At 49.4% G+C, this 20,961-nt stretch carries 15 protein-coding genes and 1 pseudogene; 14 read left to right on the top strand and 2 right to left on the bottom strand.

The genetic code is table 11. The features are described from left to right. Positions 1-16: 16 nt before the first annotated feature. The gene (locus tag H8L47_RS02800; RefSeq protein WP_186951702.1) at positions 17-1,357 is read right to left on the bottom strand and encodes an O-antigen ligase family protein; all 1,341 of its coding nucleotides are present in this window, start codon (positions 1,355-1,357) and stop codon (positions 17-19) included. Between the two features lie 68 nt (positions 1,358-1,425). Here H8L47_RS02800 and H8L47_RS02795 point away from each other — a divergent pair, with 68 nt between their 5' ends. Both H8L47_RS02795 and aceA read left to right on the top strand, forming a co-directional pair. Then, positions 1,426-3,819: a cellulase family glycosylhydrolase gene (locus tag H8L47_RS02795; protein ID WP_186951701.1), complete on the top strand. Its 2,394-nt coding sequence runs from the start codon at positions 1,426-1,428 to the stop codon at positions 3,817-3,819. 365 nt (positions 3,820-4,184) lie between these two features. After that, positions 4,185-5,483 (top strand): isocitrate lyase, encoded by a 1,299-nt coding sequence (aceA, locus tag H8L47_RS02790; protein WP_186951700.1) that lies wholly within the window; start codon positions 4,185-4,187, stop codon positions 5,481-5,483. A gap of 114 nt (positions 5,484-5,597) precedes the next feature. Here the strand turns inward: aceA and H8L47_RS02785 are convergent, their stop codons facing one another. Further along, entirely contained in the window at positions 5,598-6,389 is a 792-nt protein-coding gene (locus tag H8L47_RS02785; RefSeq protein WP_186951699.1) for a WecB/TagA/CpsF family glycosyltransferase, read from the bottom strand. A gap of 112 nt (positions 6,390-6,501) precedes the next feature. Between H8L47_RS02785 and H8L47_RS02780 the strand changes: the two are divergent. The 12 genes and pseudogenes from H8L47_RS02780 to H8L47_RS02725 all read left to right on the top strand — a co-directional run. Then, positions 6,502-7,179 (top strand): annotated as a pseudogene (locus H8L47_RS02780) (phosphoribosylanthranilate isomerase); the annotation flags it as partial. Positions 7,180-7,240: 61 nt separating this feature from the next. After that, positions 7,241-8,509, top strand: a complete 1,269-nt coding sequence (trpB, locus tag H8L47_RS02775) for a tryptophan synthase subunit beta (RefSeq protein WP_186951697.1) — start codon at positions 7,241-7,243, stop codon at positions 8,507-8,509. Between the two features lie 121 nt (positions 8,510-8,630). Continuing rightward, on the top strand, positions 8,631-9,428 hold the full coding sequence (gene trpA, locus H8L47_RS02770; protein ID WP_186951696.1) for a tryptophan synthase subunit alpha: 798 nt from the start codon (positions 8,631-8,633) through the stop codon (positions 9,426-9,428). Between the two features lie 85 nt (positions 9,429-9,513). Continuing rightward, positions 9,514-10,389: an acetyl-CoA carboxylase, carboxyltransferase subunit beta gene (accD, locus tag H8L47_RS02765; protein ID WP_186951695.1), complete on the top strand. Its 876-nt coding sequence runs from the start codon at positions 9,514-9,516 to the stop codon at positions 10,387-10,389. 55 nt (positions 10,390-10,444) lie between these two features. Then, positions 10,445-11,734 (top strand): bifunctional tetrahydrofolate synthase/dihydrofolate synthase, encoded by a 1,290-nt coding sequence (folC, locus tag H8L47_RS02760; RefSeq protein WP_186951694.1) that lies wholly within the window; start codon positions 10,445-10,447, stop codon positions 11,732-11,734. 61 nt (positions 11,735-11,795) lie between these two features. Beyond that, positions 11,796-12,815: an SPOR domain-containing protein gene (locus tag H8L47_RS02755; RefSeq protein ID WP_186951693.1), complete on the top strand. Its 1,020-nt coding sequence runs from the start codon at positions 11,796-11,798 to the stop codon at positions 12,813-12,815. A gap of 20 nt (positions 12,816-12,835) precedes the next feature. Beyond that, complete coding sequence (locus H8L47_RS02750) at positions 12,836-13,324, top strand: CvpA family protein (RefSeq protein ID WP_186951692.1); 489 nt, start codon at positions 12,836-12,838, stop codon at positions 13,322-13,324. A 22-nt stretch (positions 13,325-13,346) separates the two neighbouring features. Continuing rightward, a complete protein-coding gene (purF, locus tag H8L47_RS02745) occupies positions 13,347-14,864 on the top strand; it encodes an amidophosphoribosyltransferase (RefSeq protein ID WP_186951691.1) in 1,518 nt (505 codons plus the stop codon). Positions 14,865-15,107: 243 nt separating this feature from the next. Next, positions 15,108-16,055 carry an ABC transporter ATP-binding protein gene (locus H8L47_RS02740; RefSeq protein WP_186951690.1) on the top strand — a complete coding sequence of 316 codons (948 nt, stop codon included), beginning with the start codon at positions 15,108-15,110 and terminating at the stop codon, positions 16,053-16,055. Between the two features lie 53 nt (positions 16,056-16,108). Next, positions 16,109-17,419 (top strand): ABC transporter permease, encoded by a 1,311-nt coding sequence (locus tag H8L47_RS02735; protein WP_186951689.1) that lies wholly within the window; start codon positions 16,109-16,111, stop codon positions 17,417-17,419. 177 nt (positions 17,420-17,596) lie between these two features. Beyond that, complete coding sequence (locus tag H8L47_RS02730; protein ID WP_186951688.1) at positions 17,597-19,912, top strand: TonB-dependent receptor plug domain-containing protein; 2,316 nt, start codon at positions 17,597-17,599, stop codon at positions 19,910-19,912. Between the two features lie 123 nt (positions 19,913-20,035). Further along, on the top strand, positions 20,036-20,926 hold the full coding sequence (locus H8L47_RS02725; protein ID WP_230413549.1) for a 3',5'-nucleoside bisphosphate phosphatase: 891 nt from the start codon (positions 20,036-20,038) through the stop codon (positions 20,924-20,926). Positions 20,927-20,961: the final 35 nt, after the last annotated feature.

The raw sequence follows: 20,961 nt of genomic DNA, 5'->3' as shown, positions 1-20,961 counted from the left end.
TTGTGTAAGTAAGGTTTCAGTGCAGTTTTTTTTGCTGCGATTTAATACCAGCCTGCGCTTGTAATTTTAGTCTCCTGCTGGTAGAGGTAACCGCGACCATACTGAACATGAAGAAGACATTTTGAAAAACGAAACCACGGAATAAACTGCTTTCAGTGAAGTTCGTGGTGACGACGATGATCAGGATAGTGGTCCAGAATGCTGCTTGCTGGCGGTCAAGACGGGAGAGAACAACCAGTAGTCTCACCTGTGTTGCCAGTGTGAGTATCAGTAGTAATAAACCTATCAAGCCTTGTTCATTGAGTACGTCCAGATAGCCATTGTGTGACTGCAATGGTATCCAGTGCAGGGCATCAATGACAAATTGCGATAAGCTGTCTGGCCCAAGCCAGAATGCGCCATAGCCCAGCCCAATAAGATAGTGCTTGTTGATTTCCAGCCAGACCAGCTCCCAGATATCCGTTCTGCCAGTCAAATCCGTCCCCTTGCCAAACAAGCCGGCGATGGGGGATGCGGCTTCCTGCCAGGTTGGTAGGCGAGACTCCTGCATGAAGAATATGTAAATAATGACGACAAGCACGCAAAACAAAGCCAGCGCGGTCCTTGTCAGTGCATAGGACGACGACAAATAACGTTTGCGCAATAGATGAAATACGCCTGTTGCCATCAATGAAATAATCATACTGGTCGAACTTTTACTCATGACCAGCATAAAAAAGGAAAAAAGCAAGCCCAACATCAAGGGTTTGATACCCACGTTTTCGGTGCACGCCTTGACCTGCCATAAAAGTATGCTGAGTGCTGCGATCTGGCCCAATTCATTCTTTTGAGACAAGGCACCGCGCCATGCACCACCAAGCTCATAATCCACACCTATGCTGGGAATAGCAATCGCAATGAAAAAAGATAGCACCAACATGCACATCAAGGTGTACAAAATATGACTGACCATCATTTGTAGCGGCCGCGCGGCGAGTTGTATGCTCAAGCCTATCATGATCAGGCCATACAGTTGGATGGCGCGTTTGATGGTCGTAGCTGGCAAGGGCGACCAGATGCATGAGGCCAGGCACCAGATCAATACCAGCATGAGAAAGGGGTTCATGGCTCGTAAATCTAGCAAAGCCTCCGCCAGATGGCGGTAGAGTACGAAGGTGGCCAGCAAGAACAGGCTGCCCCACTGCAATTTGGTGGTCATTGACCCTTCCATTGTCAGTGCGGATGAGCCGCTATAGTCCCAGGAAATACCATAGGGCATCAAAGAAAAAACCACGAACAGAATGATCATCAGCCTGACGATTCTGGTTTCTAGCAGGCTCAGGCTGGTATTGCCGGGCAGTACGGGCAAATTTTGCATTTCTCAATACTAATGTCATGTGTTTGTGCGATATTCTAATGGCTACCTTGTCTGTTGCGACTCAAACTATGAAGTATTTTCAATTGCAGGTCATTTTGGTTTTCCGCTTGACGTTGCTGGGTCTTGTTAGTCTCTGTCCGTTTTTCGCGGCTGCTGGTGATATTGCCTGGTATCGTTTTGAAGTCAATGAAGATGCCTTGTCGCCAGTTGTGAGTTTTGCCGGTTTGAACCATGCTTTGGATGCTCGTGACAGGATATTCGTCAAAGAGGGGCATTTCTTCAAGGTAGGGGCGGATGGCCGACCTGGTACAAAGGATGATGCCCGCGTACGCTTCTTTGGCATCAGTTTTGCCAGCGCGGCCAATTTCCCTGAAGAGAAGGATGCGCAAAAAATTGCCCGTCGTTTGCGCAAGCTGGGATTCAATGCGGTGCGCCTGCATCATCTGGATAGTATCCTCAGCGATAGCCAGGATCAGCCCCGTGGTATTTTAACGACAGCAGCGTATCCTAGCTTCAACGAAACAGCTATGCGCCGTTTACGCGTATTTATTGATGCACTCAAGGCTGAGGGCGTGTACATCAATCTGAATTTGCATGTGGGTTATCAATTTCGCCCCGCTGTAGATCAGGTCACGCCTATGATGCCGGGTGAGAGGATGCCTTTCGCCAGCCATCCACTGCATTTATTTGAGCCGCGCATGATCAGCCTGCAAGCAGAATATGTGCAGCAACTAATGCGCAGGCTTGATCTCAGGGATGAGCCGGCACTGGCTATGGTGGAAATCAATAATGAATCTTCATTGTTGGGTGCATGGCAGCGCGGGCAGCTCGATGGTTTGACTGGCGAATATGAAAGAGCCTTGCAACAGCTATGGCAAAAATGGATGTTGCGCCAACATGGTCACGCTGATAATGCCTGCAAGCTTTGGGATAGTTGTTCGTTGACGCGCAAGGGTGTTGTCAATGTCAAGTCATCAGAATCCGTCATACTTGAATATGGTGAGGGCTGGGTCGCCGGTATGCAGCGTTTTTCGCGGCGGGTTATTAATAAACTGGGGTGGGAGACTCCAGCCTCCTTACGGCAGCACTACCGTCCGCATCAACAGGGTAACGGGCGCAGGGTGCTGGATTACGTGCGTTTCTTATCTGATCTTGATCAGCAGTACTTAAATATCATCCGTAAGACCATCAGACAGGAAGCCAGTAATCTGGTGCCAGTGACGGGTACGCAGATGTACTACGGTGGTGTTGCACTTGCCGATGCGCAACAACACATGGATTATGTCGATGAGCATTTCTATGTTGATCACTATGATTTTCCGCATAAGGAATGGGATAGGAATGACTGGCGCATCCGCGATAGTTCAGTCTTGCGCGAAGGGTGGCAATCCTTGTTGCAGCGGGCTTTTGTGCGTGACGCGCGCAAGCCCTTCGTTGTCAGTGAATTCAATCAGGCTTTTCCGAATCGCCAGTCAGCAGAAATTTTGCCTGTCATGAGTGCGGTTGCCAGTGCACAGGATTGGGATGGCCTGTTTCTATATCACTATATTGATGGTGATCGCTGGCTTTCTGTTCCTGATAGTTTCGGTTTGAGTGGGCATAGCGGTCAATTGGTGCTCGCTGGCATGGCCGCAAGCATGTTCAGGCAATTTCAGGTGCGCCCCTTGCCGACCCAGATGAATATTAGCCTTACGCCTGAAGAGCGCACCATGCTGGGTGCTTTGCGCGACGGTGTCAGTGGTGGTGGTTTGCCTGCCTATTTGCAAGTGCAATATGGGCTCAATTACAAACATGCTTTTTATGCACGTGTAGCCATGTTGCATGGGATGCAGGCCAAATCACCTTGGCAAGCACATCATGCAGGTAAGCCCTGGCGTGAAGAAGACATGAGTTGGGCCGCACCTGGCGGGCAATTGCGCTATAGCGAATCGGGTCCATGGCTGGCGGCTGAAACTAGTTACACCCGCATGTTTGCTGGTCGCAGAGGAGCGAATGGTACCGTTTTGGATGTAGAGAAATTTTTGCCATCATTTGCAGAAAAGGGGCGGCAATTCGGCGTCATGATGCTGAGCAGTCGAGATGCCTTGCCGTTAAACGCGAGTCGTCATCTGCTACTTGTATTAAGTGCTGCAACGACGACAACTCAGTCAGGTGTGCAAGCCGAAAGACCAAAGCAATTAATTAATTACGATGGACAGGCTGCATGGTGGACGCTGGAGCGTGATGTGGCAAACGCAAGTAAACCCTCAGGCTCACTGGATGGCGTAGCTCCGGCTTGGATGGAGCGTGTGCCCGTCGCATTATTCCATGCCAGCAAAAGCAAAAAAATCGCGGTTTTTCCTTTGGATGGCAGTGGCATGCGCATGAAGGCTTTGCCGGCTAGTTCGGTAAAGAAAAAATCAGATGGATTTGAGCTGGTTTTTGACTTTCCATCACCTTGGTATGAAATAGTGTTGGAATAAGTCGGCAAACTTGAATAAAGCGTTGGACGATGGTGCAGAAATCAGTGATTTGCATAAGAAATTTGCAGTTCCTTGTGGTGATGTGAAACTTAATTTTCTTTGTGCAAAAAGTTGAATCGCCAAATTTTATAATGTGAAATCGATTTTTCATATTGTGAAAAATGTCTGTCTCACTGCACAAATTATTTTTCTCATTCTAAGAAATATAATTTCACATCGCAAAAAATAGATTTTAAGTATTTGAATTTAAAAGAATTAATATTTGTCATATGTCTTATATAAGACCTTGTTGCTGCGCAAAAAATACTCTATTATTTCTCTCAACGGATTCACTTTTTCATTTGATTTGCCCACAGGAGAGAAACATGACAACTCGCGCACAACAAGTAGCTGAATTGCAAAAAGACTGGGATACCAATCCACGCTGGATCGGTATCAAGCGTAATTACACGGCAGAAGAAGTCGTTCGTCTGCGTGGTTCCATGAAGGTTGAGCACACTATCGCCAAAAACGGCGCGATCAAGCTGTGGGATCTGGTCAATAACGAGCCGTTCATTAACGCCCTGGGCGCATTGACTGGCAACCAGGCCATGCAACAAGTTAAAGCTGGCTTGAAAGCCATCTACCTGTCTGGCTGGCAAGTTGCTGGCGACGCCAACGTTGCTGGCGAAATGTATCCTGATCAATCCCTGTACCCAGCCAATTCTGTACCACTGGTTGTCAAACGCATTAACAACACATTGACACGCGCTGACCAGATTCAATGGTCTGAAGGCAAAGACGACATCGACTTTTTCGCCCCTATCGTGGCTGATGCTGAAGCCGGTTTCGGTGGCGTATTGAATGCCTTTGAGTTGATGAAGGCCATGATCGAAGCGGGTGCATCAGGCGTTCACTTTGAAGATCAATTGGCTTCCGTTAAAAAATGCGGTCACATGGGTGGCAAGGTTTTGGTTCCTACTCGCGAAGCCATTGAAAAGCTGAATGCAGCACGTCTGGCTGCCGACATCATGGGTACATCCACCGTGATCTTGGCCCGTACCGATGCTGAGGCTGCTGATTTGCTGACTTCTGACGTTGACCCTAACGACCAACCTTTCTGCACTGGTGAGCGCACTGTCGAAGGTTTCTACAAAACTAAACCAGGCCTGGAGCAAGCGATTTCCCGTGGCCTGGCTTATGCAGAATATGCTGACTTGATCTGGTGCGAAACTGGCAAGCCTGACCTGGAATTTGCCAAGGCATTTGCTGACGCTATCCATGCCAAGTTCCCAGGTAAATTGCTGTCCTATAACTGCTCACCATCTTTCAACTGGAAGAAAAACCTGGACGATGCAACGATCGCCAAATTCCAGAAAGAACTCGGCGCAATGGGCTACAAATTCCAGTTCATCACACTGGCAGGTTTCCATGCATTGAACTATGGCATGTTCAACCTGGCACATGGCTATGCACGTCGCCAGATGTCTGCCTTCGTTGAATTGCAGGAAGCTGAATTCGCAGCAGCAGAAAAAGGCTTTACAGCCGTTAAGCATCAACGTGAAGTTGGTACTGGTTACTTTGATGCAGTGACACAAACTATCCAGCAAGGTAAGTCTTCCACGACAGCTTTGCATGGTTCTACAGAAGATGAGCAATTCTTCGATGCAAAGAAGGTGGCCTGAGAAGTAGCGTAAGTATTTAAAGTAATCTCCCAAGAAAAAAACCGCACAGATTGTTATCTGTGCGGTTTTTTTCATTTACTTTCACCTCGGACTTTTTGATTGTCCACGGGATTTTTAGTGCATTTGCTTTTGTATTTTTCTCTCGCGCAGCAATAGCCCGACAAACCGCCAGGCTTGTGTCGTGTAGCGTTGCCACAAACGGCGCGGTTCGCTGGCAAGGCGCCAGAACCATTCCATGCCTATCTTTTGCATCCATAAGGGCGCACGTTTTTTCTGGCCCAATGCAAATTCCATGGCTGCACCTACACATAGTATCAATGGAACATTATCGGTAGTGAATTGCGCACGATAGCGAAATGCCAGTCTTTCTTGCTTGGGCATGCCCAGGCAAATGAAAAGGATGTTTGGCTTTGTAGCCTGTATGCGCTGTATTGCGAGATCGCTTTCGGCTCCATCGGCGTTGAACTGCATGGACGGGCAAAAAATATCTACCTTGAGTCCAGGATAAGTCCTGGCGAACGATTCCAGTAACAGGCTTTCTTGCCCGGGCATGCCGCCTAAAACAAAAATCGACAAATCTTTTTCTATGCAACCCCTGCATAGCGACACAAACAGGTCCGCACCAGTCACACGTTCTGGCAAGGGTAGAGCGCACATCTTGCTAGCCCAGATGATGGGCATGCCATCGGCAAAAATATAATCTGAAGTGGCATACTGGGTCTTGAACTCAGGCTCATATTCCAGCTTGGTCATATGATCCACATTCGGCGTCACTACCACACGGCTGGCATGATCACGGTTGCTGGCAACTTCCAGCAAATGCTGATTGGCTTCTGCAAAACGCATATTGCGGATGCCTAATCCAAATAGCCGGGTGACGGGCGGTTTTGTCGCAGGTGAATTCATGGTGTGTATAACTGAAATGGTAATTGATTATCGCATAGGACATACTTGTAATTGCTTAAGGAATAGAGGGTGAGGCGGATTAAACAGGTAAAATAAAGCAAATTCAAAATCGGCGATAAATATGCAGCAACACAGAACCAGAATAAAAATTTGCGGCTTAACCCGACCAGAAGATATGCGATTCGTTGTCGCGTCTGGTGCTGATGCCCTGGGTTTTGTGTTTTATCCGCCCAGTCCGCGCTATGTTACGCCTGAAATTGCCGGGGCCTTGTTGCGTGAAATTCCACCTTTTGTGATGTCGGTAGGTTTGTTTGTTAACATCGACGAGGCAGGCTTGCAAGAGGTCATCAGTAAGGCTCCCGTCCAGTTGCTGCAATTTCACGGCGATGAAATGCCTGAGCAATGCGCCAGCCTGGCGGCAAGTGTCAATCGTCCTTTTATTCGTGCTTATCGCGTCAAAGCTGACACAAGGCCTGAAGATTTGCTAGAATGTGAGCAGTCTTATCGTAAGGCTAGTCCTTTATTCAGTGGTTTATTGCTAGATACCCATGTTGACGGGTATGGCGGTAGTGGAAAGGTTTTTGATTGGTCTCTCATTCCAAAAGAGCTCGCGCCTCGGGTCGTTTTAAGTGGTGGCTTGAGCGTACAGAACGCGACTGGCGCAGTTAGTCAGGTTCGCCCGTTTGCGGTCGACATCAGCAGTGGTGTGGAATCGGCAAAGGGTATCAAGGATGAGGCCAGCGTGCGCGCGTTTGTTGCTGCGGTGCGTCTGGCAGACAATCAGGAATAGTGATGTTGCGTGGGTTAGCTCCCTCAGTTCATCGCTTTCAAGCCAGTTTGAAGGAAAGAAAATGAAAGAACTTCAGTCTCTGGATGCTCAGTTCGAGCGCCAGTCTAACGCCAGCCAGGCAATTTATCAGTCAGCTCAATATCATTTACCAGATTCACGTGGTCATTTTGGTCAGTTCGGTGGTACCTTTGTGTCCGAGACGCTGACGCATGCGTTGTCCGAGCTTAAAGAAGCCTACGCCAAGTACCAGAATGATCCTGAGTTTTTGGCTGAGTTTCGCAACGAATTAAAGTACTTTGTCGGTCGTCCGTCGCCCGTGTATCACGCCAAGCGCTGGTCTGATCTGATGGACGGGGCACAAATCTATTTCAAACGTGAAGACCTGAATCATACCGGCGCCCACAAGATCAATAATGTCATCGGTCAGGCTTTGCTGGCCAAACGCATGGGTAAACCGCGCGTGATTGCTGAGACTGGTGCCGGTCAGCATGGCGTTGCCACAGCAACTATCTGCGCCCGTTTTGGACTCGAATGCATAGTCTATATGGGTTCTGAAGACGTCAAGCGCCAGGCGCAAAATGTATATCGCATGAAGTTGCTGGGTGCAACCGTGGTGCCGGTGGAGTCAGGTTCCAAGACTTTGAAAGACGCTCTCAATGAGGCCATGCGTGACTGGGTAGCAAATGTCGATAATACTTTTTACATCATAGGCACGGTGGCCGGGCCACATCCTTACCCTATGATGGTCAGGGATTTCCAGTCCGTCATCGGTGAGGAATGCTTATGGCAGATGCCTGAGCAGACCGGACGTCAGCCAGACTATGTGGTGGCTTGCGTAGGCGGTGGCTCTAACGCCATGGGCATTTTTTATCCATACATTGATCACCAGCAAGTCAGGCTCATCGGTGTGGAGGCAGCAGGCGAGGGGCTGGAAAGTGGCAAGCATTCAGCCTCACTGACGGCAGGGTCCCCCGGTGTATTGCATGGTAACCGTACTTATTTGCTGCAGGATGATAACGGTCAGGTCATAGAGACCCATTCTGTGTCAGCGGGTTTGGATTACCCAGGTGTCGGTCCTGAACATGCTTGGTTGAAGGACAGTGGTCGTGCGCAATATGTGACGATTACTGATGATGAGGCGCTCAAGGCTTTCCATGATTGCTGTCGCATAGAAGGCATTATCCCTGCGCTGGAATCCAGTCATGCTCTCGCTTATGCCGCCAAGCTTGCTGCGACTTTGTCTAAGGATAAGATAGTCTTGGCAAATCTGTCTGGCCGTGGTGACAAGGATATGCACACCGTGGCCGAGCGGGCAGGGCTGAAGTTCTGATTCGCCCTTGAGCAAACGTGCAGGGATATCCATGTAGAGATGCTGCCTGCATGTCTTCATTTCCAAGGATTTAGATTGATGCCATTGCGTTGTTGGTAGCGCATCAAAAAGGACAGACAAGATGTCAAGAATTCAAAATACCATGGCTGCATTGGCAGCAAGTAATAAAAAGGGTTTAATCCCTTTCATCACTGCAGGTGACCCAGCGCCTGAAATAACGGTGCCTTTGATGCATGCCCTGGTCGAGGGTGGGGCCGATATTATCGAGTTGGGTGTGCCGTTTTCTGACCCGATGGCAGACGGCCCTGTGATACAGCGCGCGTCGGAGAGGGCATTGCAATTTGGAGTTGGCTTGCGAGATGTATTACAATTCGTCCGCGAATTCCGTCAAAGTAATCAAAAGACACCAGTTGTGCTCATGGGATATGCTAATCCTATAGAGCGCATGGGCCAGGATACCTTCATCGCCAAGGCAGCTGAAGTTGGGGTGGATGGTGTGCTGGTAGTCGATTACCCGCCGGAAGAATGTGAAGAATTTGCAAGTAAAATGCAGCAACAGGGTATGGATACGATTTTCTTGCTGGCACCGACATCTACCGATGAACGCATTGCGCAAGTTGGTAAAATTGCCAGTGGTTATGTGTATTATGTGTCGCTGAAGGGTGTCACCGGTTCTGGCGCGCTTGATCTGGATGCAGTTGCCGCCATGATCCCGCGCATCAGAAAGCATGTCAAAGTGCCAGTAGGCGTGGGCTTTGGCATACGTGATGGTGCGACGGCGAAAGCCATTTCCACAGCGTCGGATGCGGTGGTGATAGGCTCGCGTATCATCCAGGAACTGGAAAATACTCCGCGTGAAAACGCAGTTGCTGCAGTGAAAAGCTTTATTTCTGGTGTCAGACAGGCTTTGGACGAGTAAAATACGCGCCTGACTGGTTCTTTTACCAGAATGAACCTGATGCCGGGTTGTTAAAAAGACAGCCTGGCGGCCATAAGGAGAAAACATGAGTTGGTTAGAAAAACTGTTGCCACCGCGTATACAACGCTCGGAATCTGCAAATCGTAAGTCGATTCCCGAAGGTTTGTGGGTCAAGTGTCCCTCTTGCGAAGCGGTGCTTTACCGTTCTGATCTGGAAGCCAATATCCATGTTTGCCCAAAATGCAGCCATCATTTGCGTATAGGTGCACGTGAGCGCCTCGATGCCTTGCTCGATGCAGGTGGTCGTTATGAAATCGGCCAGGAAGTATTGCCTATCGATACACTGAAATTCAAAGACAGCAAAAAGTACCCTGATCGCCTCAAAGATGCACTGGAAACTACTGGTGAAACTGATGCTATGGTCGTCATGGGCGGTTCCATTATGGCGGTGCCTGTTGTTGTAGCTTGCTTTGAGTTTGAATTCATGGGCGGCTCCATGGGTTCCGTTGTTGGTGAGCGTTTTGTACGTGGCGCGCAAGCGGCACTGGAGCAAAAGGTGCCTTTCATTTGCTTTACCGCCACTGGTGGTGCACGTATGCAAGAGGGCTTGCTGTCCCTCATGCAGATGGCAAAAACCACATCCATGTTGACCAAGCTGTCTGAAAAGAGGTTGCCTTTCATCTCTGTGTTGACTGACCCTACCATGGGTGGTGTGTCGGCTTCTTTCGCCTTCCTCGGCGACGTGGTGATTGCCGAACCCAAGGCATTGATTGGCTTTGCTGGTCCGCGCGTGATTGAAAACACTGTGCGTGAAAAATTGCCGGAAGGCTTCCAGCGTTCTGAATTCCTGCTACAAAAAGGCGCCATCGACATGATCGTTGACCGTCGCAAGATGCGTGAAGAAATCGCGCGTTTGCTGGCTTTGTTGCAAAACCAGCCTGCTGAAGCAGTATCATCCTGATTTATAGTGAATATCCAATAAGCCCGAAGCATTTTGTTCGGGCTTTTTTTATCTTATGACAAATTTACCTGCCACCCTGGCTGATTGGTTGGCCGTACTTGAAACCCGCCATTCCAAAGAAATTGATATGGGCCTCGATCGCGTTGCTGCGGTCAAGAACAAACTTTCCATTCACTATGATTGCCCCGTCATTATGGTGGCTGGCACGAATGGCAAAGGCTCCACCTGTGCCATGTTGGAAGCGGTGTTGATGCAAGCTGGCTATCGTGTGGGTTTGTACAGCAAGCCGCATTTCCTCGATTTCAATGAGCGTGCCCGTATTAATGGCGAAATGGTGAAGGACGATGTTTTTATCTCCACTTTCAATGCCGTTGAAGAAGCACGTAGCGATATCTCGCTTACCTACTTTGAATTTACCACCCTGGCAATCTGCAAATTGCTGGCAGACGCCAAACTTGACGTAGTGATCCTCGAAGTCGGCCTAGGTGGTCGTCTCGATGCCGTGAACGTCATAGATGCCGATGTCTCCATTGTTACCAGCATCGATATCGACCATATCGATTATCTCGGTGATACCCGGGAAAAGATAGGCTTTGAAAAAGCCGGTATCTTCCGCCCGGGTAAGGCAGCCATTTGCGGTGACCCTTTGCCACCCCAGTCCCTGATTGATCATGCGAATACCATAGGTGCTGATTTGTGGTTGTTCGGTCGTGATTTCAACTATAACGGCGACAAGCAACAGTGGAATTTTGCTGGCCGTAACCAGCGCCGCAATTCCCTTGGCTATCCCAGCTTGCGAGGTGCCAACCAGCTCCTGAATGCGTCTGCTGTATTGGCCACGCTGGAAGCATTGAAGCTGGCGTTGCCAGTAGGCGCGCAAGAAGTTCGTACCGGTTTGGTGATGGTGGATTTGCCAGGGCGTTTTCAGGTCATGCCAGGTCGCCCGACCGTGGTGCTGGATGTGGCGCATAACCCGCATGCAGCGGCTACGCTCTCGCAAAATCTCGACAATATGGGTTTCCATGCCTATACCTACGCAGTATTTGGTTCCATGCTCGATAAGGATATCGATGGCGTGATTGCGCAACTGAAAGATAAAGTAGATCACTGGTGTGTCACGGCCTTGCCTTTGCCGCGGGCGGCCCCAGTTGAGATATTGAAAGACAAGCTGATCGCCGCTGGCGCGCTGGCAGATACCGAAAAAACTGTTACTGGTTTCGATACGCCAGAGCAGGCTTATTCGGCAGCCATCAGCAAAGCGGGCGAAAATGATAGAATAGTGGTCTTTGGATCTTTCCTGACGGTTGCAGGTGTGATGCGCGCCCGCCGTTCGGCACTCCATTGATGTTTTTGCCAGAGGGTTTGTTGATGACAAGCCCTTTGGCTAACTAACCAGAAATTTGCACATGGGTTTGCTCTCGCGTTTTACACAGAAGCAAGAAACTTCCGATACTCAGGATAGTGGCGAATTCCGTTCCCGCGCCGAAGAAGAGAGTATCGAAACTCGTTCCAGGACAAAGAAGGCCGAGCCCAGAAGGCGCTCCAAGGTCAACGACCCCATACTGCCCGAGAAAAAACGTGCCAGACGCCGCCTGATAGGTGCTGTTGCTTTGGCACTGGCGGCCATCATAGGCTTGCCTATGATACTGGATTCTGACCCCAAGCCTTTGGCCGACGATATCAGTATCCGTATCCCATCCAAGGACAAGGTGGGGGATACTGATGTAGTTGTGCCAAAGGCAAAGAATCCGTTGTCACCTGAACCTCCCGAAGAAATCATAGAAGTACCGTCTTTGCCAAAAAACAAAGTTGCTGGCAATGAAAATACGGACAGGCAGATAAAAACGGCCACTGCCGCTACCAATGCAGCCACAGCTCAGCCTGCAGCGCAGGTCAAGCCTGAAATAAAAACCGAAACCAAGTCACTTGCGAAAGTGGATACCAAACCTGAGCCAAAAGTTGAGGTAAAGCCACTGCAAACTCCTCCAAAGCCGGTGGAGAAAGAAGCCGCAACTGCGAAGAGTGAAGTGAAAGGTGACGTCAAGCCAGTTAAATCTGAAGTCAAGCCTGTTGTTGCCAAACCTGGCAACGCTGACGACGAGGCTGCCCGTGCACTGGCCATACTTGAGGGTAAAGCGCCACCAGTAGCCAAGCCTGTAGTCAGCAAACCTGAAGCGGCTGAAAAGTCAGTTGAAAAATCATCTTACGCAGTACAGGCGGGTGCATTTTCTACCCAAGCCAAAGTGGATGAAGTACAAGCCAAGCTGAATGCTGCCAATATCCACTCTTATACACAAAAGATAATAACGACGAATGGTGAAGTGATAAGAGTCAGGGTAGGCCCCTTTGCTTCCAAAGAGGAGGCGGATAAAATGCGCGCCAAATTAAGCAAGCTGGGCCTGAGTGCCAGCCTGCCACCTAACTGAATGAGTAAGGAATATCTGGCGTGACCGTGTTTGATTATCTTGTGCTGCTGATTCTGGTTTGTTCTATTGTCATCAGCACACTGCGCGGCTTGATTAAAGAAATTTTGTCGCTACTTAGCTGGATAGTCGCATTTGTGATTGCCAATGCCTATAGTGATGTATTGGCGACCTGGTTGCCATCTGTCGTACCTGGACAAATGTTGCGTCTGATCGTGGCCTTCATTGCCTTGTTTATTGGTGTGCGTCTGATTATGGCGCTGATCATGTTGGCAGTGGATGCCTTGATCAAGGCCAGTGGCCTGACTCTGGCCGATCGTGGTCTGGGTGGCTTATTTGGCCTGGCACGGGGTTGTATTCTGGTGTTGGCGGGGGTTTTGCTCTGCGGTATGACCTCCATACCGCAGCAGGCATTCTGGACCGAAGCCTGGCTCAGCCCTCTCGCAGAAACTGCAGCGCGCACAGTGATACCGCTGTTGCCGACCTCTGTTTCGGAGCATGTAAAGTTTTAATTGTTTTTTTTAGGAGTCCACCATGTGTGGCATCGTAGGCGTATTCTCAAATAATCCTGTCAATCAATTGATTTATGACGCGCTACTGCTGTTGCAGCACCGCGGTCAGGATGCAGCCGGTATCGCAACAAATCATGGTAATAAGTTCGCCATGCACAAAGCGAATGGTCTGGTGCGTGACGTATTCCGTACCCGCAATATGCGTTCTTTGCCGGGTAATGTCGGTATCGGCCAGGTGCGTTATCCAACTGCGGGTTCTACCAGCGAAGAAGAAGCGCAACCTTTTTATGTCAATGCACCCTTTGGTATCGTGCTGGCACACAATGGTAACCTGACCAATGCAGTAGAGTTGAAGATTGAGCTATTCAAGAATGATCGCCGTCATCTGAATACGGATTCTGACTCTGAAGTCTTGCTCAATATCCTGGCGCATCAGATACAGGAAGTCACCAGTGGTTATTCGCTGGACCCTGAAGGTCTGTTTCGTGCGGTATCCATGCTGCACAGGCGTGTACGCGGTTCCTATGCTGTCGTGGCACAAATCTCAGGCTATGGTTTGCTGGCTTTTCGTGATCCTTTTGGTATTCGCCCCCTTTGCATCGGCGTCTCACAAACTGAAAGCGGTGCAGAATACATGATCGCCAGCGAATCTGTTGCTCTCGAAGGTCTGGGCTTCAAGTTCCTGCGTGATGTTGAACCGGGTGAAGCCTTGTTCATCGACATGGATGGCAAGCTGCACACCCAGCAATGTGCTGACAATCCTAGTTTGAATCCATGTGCATTTGAATATGTCTATCTGGCTCGTCCTGATTCCATTATCGATGGCGCTTCGGTGTATCTGACCCGTTTGAAAATGGGTGAGTATCTGGCCGAGAAAGTGCGCAATCAATTTCGTGATGGTGAAATTGATGTGGTCATGCCTATCCCAGATTCTTCCCGACCGTCGGCAATGGAACTGGCACTGAAACTGAACTTGGATTATCGAGAAGGCTTCATCAAGAATCGGTATATAGGCCGCACCTTCATGATGCCTGGCCAGGCTGTACGCCGCAAATCAGTGCGTCAAAAGTTGAACGCAATTGGTTCTGAATTCAAGGGCAAGAGCGTCTTGCTGGTCGATGATTCCATCGTCCGGGGAACTACCAGTCGTGAAATCGTGCAAATGGCGCGGGAATCCGGTGCCAAGCGCGTGATTTTTGCTTCTGCTGCCCCTCCGGTGCAATTCCCTAACGTCTACGGTATCGACATGCCTACCCGCAGTGAGCTGATCGCCTATGGCCGTAGCGAAGAAGAAGTTTGCCGCGAAATCACAGCGGACGCCCTGGTGTATCAGGATGTCGCTGCCATGAAACGTTCGATTTCTGATGTTAATCCGCGGTTGAAAAACATAGAAGCTTCATGCTTTGATGGTTTCTACATCACTGGTGATGTCACGCCAGCATATCTCGACAAACTGGAAACGGCACGCAATAGCCCACGTCCTGACACGGAGGACTTGCTGCGTTCGCAATTGAACTTGAATCTGGCCGTCACAGATTGATGGGTTACGTGAGTTAAGCTGGTTCAGGATTTGGTAACGCGGTGAAAGCCTGCACATTTGAATGTGCAGGCTTTTTTCATTGCAGGTGAGTGGGGAAATGATAAATCTAGTGTTCTTCAATGAATTTCATGCCTTAATGTAAAAACTTGTTGCTAACTGGCTCGTAGTTTTCAGACTTGTTTGCAGTAAAAGCATCGTTTGCACTACCATTGTCTGCACTGCTTCTTCAACAAAGGCATTCTCATGACAAGCGCGCTGCTGGATGTGCAACACTTGACCAAGGCTTATGCTGCTCGTAAGGTTGTTGATGATGTTTCTTTTTCTGTTGTGCGCGGGCAAACTTTGGGTTTGCTGGGGCCGAATGGTGCAGGTAAATCAACCACGGTCAGCATGATTTGTGGCTTGTTGCAGCCAGATCAGGGTAAGGTGTTGCTGGATGGGCAAACGATGGGGGCGGGTAATAATGCCGTCAAATTCAAGATTGGCCTTGTGCCGCAAGATTTGGCGCTGTATGAAGACCTGTCGGCCAGAGAAAACCTGAAATTATTCGGTGCTTTGTATGCATTGTCTGGTAGTAAGTTGCAGCAGCGTTGCGATGCCGTGCTGGATCTGGTTAATCTGCTCGATAGGGCCGGTGACAAGCCATCCACGTTTTCTGGTGGGATGAAGCGCCGCCTGAATATAGCGGCAGCACTTTTGCATGATCCTGAATTGTTGATACTCGATGAACCTACAGTAGGTGTTGATCCACAAAGTCGCAATGCGATTTTTGATAGCCTGGAAGTATTGAAATCACAAGGCCGTACGCTGATCTACACCAGTCATTACATGGAGGAGGTCGAGCGGCTGGCTGACCACATCGTGATTATCGACCACGGCAAAGTCATTGCCAATGAAACGCCAGCAGACCTGTATCGTCGCCTGCCCGCAAAAGCGGCACTAAAGCTGGATTTGCTGACCGCAATTGCAGAGACAGATGTGGCAGCCCTGAGTGTCTTGCCCGGCGTGGACAGCGTACATATGTCTGACCATGGCAAGCATCTGGATGTGGCGCTGACTGAACATGAAGTGGCCCTGAGTTTGCTCAACTGGCTTGCCAAAGCGGGTTATAAGACCAGTCATTTTGCGACTGCGAAGACCAATCTGGAAGCGGTATTTCTGACGCTGACTGGACGTAGTCTGCGCGATTAAAATCATGTTGCTTAAATCCATACTGTAACAACGCAAATTACTGAGGGATGATGATGACCGCCTTGATTGCATTGATCCGGAAAGACCTGATACTGTTTTTGGTAGACCGGCGCGCCTTGTTACTCAATTTGGTGATGCCTATCTTGTTGGGAGCCTTCTTTGGATTTGTCACTGGTGGCAAGGACACTAAAGATGCGGCAAAAATAGAGATCGCAGTAATCAGTCAGGATAATCATGTCATCAGTCAAAAAATACTAAAAGGCCTGAAAGACGAGCCTACTCTACTGGTCAAAGAACTGCCATTGGAAGAGGCCAAGGCCCTGGTATTGAAGGGTAAACTGAACATGGCAGTGCTTATACCTGAGAGATTTGGCGAGCATGCAGGCGGGGCATTATTCGGTGGCAAGGAAAAACCGGAACTTGCCATTTTCTATGATCCTTCGCAAACAGCAGTTCTGGCGATGGTTAAGGGCATGCTGACGCAGCAAGTCATGCAAAGCGTCAGTGCTGAAATGTTCAATGGTAAAAGCGGCAGCAACTTTGTTGACCAGACCTTGCAAGACCTGGAGGAAGTGGATATGAGCAATAAAGGTGCCGGAGAATTGCATGACTTTCTTGGCAGCCTGAAAAAATTCCAGCTCAGTCAGCAGGCAGGTAAGGATGTAGGTGCCGCAAGCTCGTCAGCGGTTGCAAATGCAAATGCCGGATTGAGCATGCCATTTGTTACAAAGGATCAGGTGATGACTGCGGGCGATCCCATTACCAATAAATATAATGGCTACGCACACTCTTTTGCAGGCATGAGCGTACAGTTTATTTTATTCATGGCGATTGATGCTGGCATAGGCATACTGCTGGCCAGGCGCCAGGGTTTATGGAGCCGCTTGTTGGCAGCACCGGTAGGCTTGAACACTGTGCTGATTGCCAGGGCACTGTCTTGTGCATTGATTGCCTGTTTCCTCATGTGTTTCATCTTCCTGGTCGCTGTTCTGGTGTTTAAAGTGCAAATTGCAGGGAGTTTGCCGGGGTTTATTGCTGTGGTCATTTCATTCTCGCTTATGGCCGCCAGCTTTGGTTTATTGATCGCCGCCTTTGGTAAAACGCCAGAAGCAGCGCGTGGGATTTCAGTATTCGCGACTCTGATTATGGTTATGCTGAGTGGCGCCTGGATGCCATCGTTCATGTTTCCGCAGTGGCTGCAAACCGCGACGTTGGTTGTGCCTACGCGCTGGGCGGTGGACGGTCTGGATGCCATGACCTGGCGTGGGCTGGGGCTCGATGCTGCCTTGCCTGCAGTTGGTGTGCAATTGGCTTTCACGGTTTTTTTTGGTGTTATTGCGTTATGGCGTTTTCGCAGAGGCTGATTAACCGTCATTGTTGTCGGGTATCGCAAAGTAACTGACACAGACATGTTGTTTCAATTCCATACAAATATGGAGCGGCCTTCGCTGGTATTCAGGCTTGCTTAAAAATACAATCTCGACATGAGAGCGCAGGACTTGCTTGCGCTCATGAGTGTTGTGTTTTTATGTTTGAAACCTATGTATCCAAAATTAAGATTGCGTACTCTGACACTGACAGTCGCCAGTGCTTTCTCGGTAAGTTCATTTGCGTATGCGCAAACAACTTCATCCGAGCCTGCTAAAAATTTGGAAGAAACCACGCAAGATGCCAAGGTCAAAGCAAAAGCAAAGTCTGACGACAAGAAAATAGTTGCGCCTTCAACGAATGACGGGGTTCAGAAGGTCACCATCAGCGGTGGTCGTACTGATCAGGAAGCGCGCCGTCAATCAACAGCTGCCAAGATTATTTTTGGCCGGGAAGAATTGGATAGGAATGGTGACAGCAGCATCGGCGACGTGCTTAAACGTTTGCCCGGTGTAACAGTGGGCGGGCGTCCTGGCCGTGGTGGTGACATACGCATGCGCGGTATGGGTAATGGCTATACCCAGATATTGCTGAATGGCGAAAGAGCACCCCGTGGTTTTTCCATGGATAGCCTGACACCTGACCAGGTGGAGCGCATAGAAATTATCCGTGGCTCGGTTGCTGAATATAGTACCCAGGCAATTGCCGGCACGATCAACATAGTCTTGCGAGAAGAATATAAGCAAAAAGATATCGACCTGAAATTGTCCCTGGCTTATGAAGAAGGCAGGCTGGCACCGAATGTATCGCTGACCGTGCCTGGTGAAATTGGTAGTTTGTCGTATGCCTTGAGTGGTTCTGTTTTTCAGAATCGCCAGCATGATGATGGTAGTACGTTGACTAATGAAAAAAACCAGAATGGAGGTGATACATTGATACAAGATCAATATGATCAAACCAATCGCAAAACGACCGGCATTCATTTAACACCGCGTTTCAACTACAAATTTGAAAATGGCGATACCTTGATGATGCAGCCGTTCCTGATGAATTCACGGAGTGATTCCAGTACTCAAAGCACGGTCAACGAAATTTATCGCTCTCCTAAAGCAGACCTTAATACGAATACTGTTGAGGATTTTGCAGTGGCAACCGGATCTGCTCGTTCGGAAACAACATTCTTGCGTGGTTTTGCTAACTGGCAGCATAAGTTCGAGGGTAACTCGAAACTGAATATCAGATTTGGTGGTGGTCTCGGCAAGATGGAAAGCAATTCCTTGCGCTACCAGTTTGATAAGAATGGCAAGCAGATAGATGTAATCAGCGACGTCAACAATACCCGGGACAGCAGTATCAATACCGGTGGTAAATTCACCATGCCCTATGGCGAAGGCCACACTTTGGCAGCAGGTTGGGACATGGAAATGGGCAAGCGCAGCCAGACCCGTATTTCACTGAATAATGGCAAGGCGCAGTTTGCAGAGTCTGGTGATAACCTGGATGCAAATACCCGCCGACTGGCTGTTTTTGCGCAAGATGAGTTTGATATCAACGCACAGTTTTCTGCCTACGCAGGTTTGCGCTGGGAGGGCATCAGAACCAGCAGCATCGTTGCGGGGCAGTCAATAGAAAATGCCAGCAGTGTCTGGAGCCCAGTCTTACATGGCGTCTGGCGTATTCCTGGTGCTGGCAAAGATCAGATCAGAGCCAGTCTGACGCAAAGTTATCGTGCGCCAGCATTGAATGATTTGATTGCTGTGACCAGTATTTCCAATCAGAACAGTGTTTTTCGCCCTGATCGCACTGGCAATCCATACCTGAAACCAGAACTGTCCAAGGGCATTGATATCGCCTATGAACATTACTTGACAAGGGCCGGCATCATAAGCGCCAACTTCTTTGTAAGAAATATTGATAATCTGATTCGCAGAAACACAGAGGAAGTTCAAGTTTTGGATCCGGCTGATGGCAAGTACAAGCCACGTCAGGTGTCCAAGCCTGTGAATATCGGTCATGCAACGACCAAAGGCATAGAGCTGGAAGCGAAATTTCAACTGCAGGAATTTTTCCCTGATGGCCCGGCTATTGATGTGCGCAGCAACTACAGTCATTTCTGGTCCAGTGTGGATGATATTCAGGGGCCAAACAATCGCCTTGATCAGCAGCCTACGCAAACTGCAAATTTTGGGCTGGACTATCGTCCGACAGGCACCGCGCTGACGGTAGGTGGCAATATCAACTGGACGCCTGCCTATGAGATACAAAGCAGCAATATCCAGATCAATCAGACAGGTATAAAGCGTCAGCTTGATCTGTATGGCTTGTGGAAATTCAACCCGAACTTGCAAGTGCGTTTGTCTGCCAATAATCTGCGGGCCAATGATTATGAGAGCGGCAGCATCATTAACTCTGATTCACTCAACCGTCTTGACTACAACACATCCAAAACCTACACCACCTGGACTTTGCGTGTAGAGATGAAACTGTAAGTCATGCCATAAAAACAAAGGATCGTGCAGTGCAGCACGATCCTGTCACGAAGAGTACAATACTTGCAGAAGGCGGTGTATAGGCAAGTAATTCCTGGCTAAAACAGGCAGTCCGGGGAAAAGATGAAGACCGTCAGCCTGATTTTCATCGTATTCATCATGTTATCTCCAGAACTAAATGCCGATTTGCATAGCCATTCCATCGTCTCTGATGGTGTGCTGGCACCAGCCCAACTTGCCGTACGTGCCAAAGCTAATGGTGTTGACGTATGGGCGCTGACTGATCATGATGAGGTGCGCGGCATTCCCGAGGCGCGCGAGGCGGCTCTTGATCTGGGGATGATTTATATTCCCGGTGTAGAAATTTCTATCACCTGGGCTGGCAAGACTATCCATATCGTCGGACTGAATCTCGACGAAACCAATCCTGATCTGGTAAACGGCTTGGCGCACACTCGCTCGGGTCGAGAGAGTCGGGCGCGCGATATGGCTGCCGAACTGTTAAGCAAGGCTGGTATAGCGAATAGCTATGAAGGTGCGCTTAAGTACGTTGGCAATCCAGACCTGATTTCACGTTCGCATTTTGCCCGGTACCTGGTCGAGATTGGCGCTTGCGCCACAGTGTCCGATGTTTTCCGGCATTATCTGGCAGATGGCAAGCCAGGTTTTGTGCCGCACCGCTGGGCAACGCTGTCTGAGGCAGTAGGCTGGATACGCGGCGCCGGTGGTATGGCGGTGGTGGCGCACCCGGGACGGTATGACCTGAGTCCGCTGGCATATGATGCCTTTTTCACTGAGTTTAAAAACCTTGGTGGTCTGGCAATAGAAACAGTGACGGGTAGCCACACGGTCGATCAATATGATGAGTACACCAGGATAGCGGCTCATTATGGCTTCCTGTCTTCACGTGGCTCAGACTTTCATTCTCCTCAAGATGCAGAAGTGGACATAGGTCGTTTGCCGGTTTTGCCAAAAATGGCCAAGCCAGTATGGGAGCAGTGGTCGCTACCTTGAAACGCAGCCTTGAAAATGCGGGCTTAAGCCATATC

It is taken from the genome of Undibacterium umbellatum, assembly GCF_014284125.1.
Taxonomy (GTDB): Bacteria; Pseudomonadota; Gammaproteobacteria; order Burkholderiales; family Burkholderiaceae_D; genus Undibacterium; species Undibacterium umbellatum.
Note: the sequence above shows the minus strand (reverse complement) of the source record. Positions and strands in the feature narration are given on the sequence as shown.

What these genes read in the sequence shown, in the direction of transcription:
- H8L47_RS02730 (WP_186951688.1), top strand. Translation starts at nt 17,597, where the DNA reads ATGTATCCAAAATTAAGATTGCGTACTCTGACACTGACAGTCGCCAGT.
- purF (WP_186951691.1), top strand. Translation starts at nt 13,347, where the DNA reads ATGTGTGGCATCGTAGGCGTATTCTCAAATAATCCTGTCAATCAATTG.
- trpA (WP_186951696.1), top strand. Translation starts at nt 8,631, where the DNA reads ATGTCAAGAATTCAAAATACCATGGCTGCATTGGCAGCAAGTAATAAA.
- H8L47_RS02740 (WP_186951690.1), top strand. Translation starts at nt 15,108, where the DNA reads ATGACAAGCGCGCTGCTGGATGTGCAACACTTGACCAAGGCTTATGCT.
- aceA (WP_186951700.1), top strand. Translation starts at nt 4,185, where the DNA reads ATGACAACTCGCGCACAACAAGTAGCTGAATTGCAAAAAGACTGGGAT.
- H8L47_RS02725 (WP_230413549.1), top strand. Translation starts at nt 20,036, where the DNA reads ATGAAGACCGTCAGCCTGATTTTCATCGTATTCATCATGTTATCTCCA.
- H8L47_RS02800 (WP_186951702.1), bottom strand. Translation starts at nt 1,357, where the DNA reads ATGCAAAATTTGCCCGTACTGCCCGGCAATACCAGCCTGAGCCTGCTA.
- H8L47_RS02735 (WP_186951689.1), top strand. Translation starts at nt 16,109, where the DNA reads ATGACCGCCTTGATTGCATTGATCCGGAAAGACCTGATACTGTTTTTG.
- accD (WP_186951695.1), top strand. Translation starts at nt 9,514, where the DNA reads ATGAGTTGGTTAGAAAAACTGTTGCCACCGCGTATACAACGCTCGGAA.
- folC (WP_186951694.1), top strand. Translation starts at nt 10,445, where the DNA reads ATGACAAATTTACCTGCCACCCTGGCTGATTGGTTGGCCGTACTTGAA.
- H8L47_RS02795 (WP_186951701.1), top strand. Translation starts at nt 1,426, where the DNA reads ATGAAGTATTTTCAATTGCAGGTCATTTTGGTTTTCCGCTTGACGTTG.
- H8L47_RS02755 (WP_186951693.1), top strand. Translation starts at nt 11,796, where the DNA reads ATGGGTTTGCTCTCGCGTTTTACACAGAAGCAAGAAACTTCCGATACT.
- trpB (WP_186951697.1), top strand. Translation starts at nt 7,241, where the DNA reads ATGAAAGAACTTCAGTCTCTGGATGCTCAGTTCGAGCGCCAGTCTAAC.
- H8L47_RS02785 (WP_186951699.1), bottom strand. Translation starts at nt 6,389, where the DNA reads ATGAATTCACCTGCGACAAAACCGCCCGTCACCCGGCTATTTGGATTA.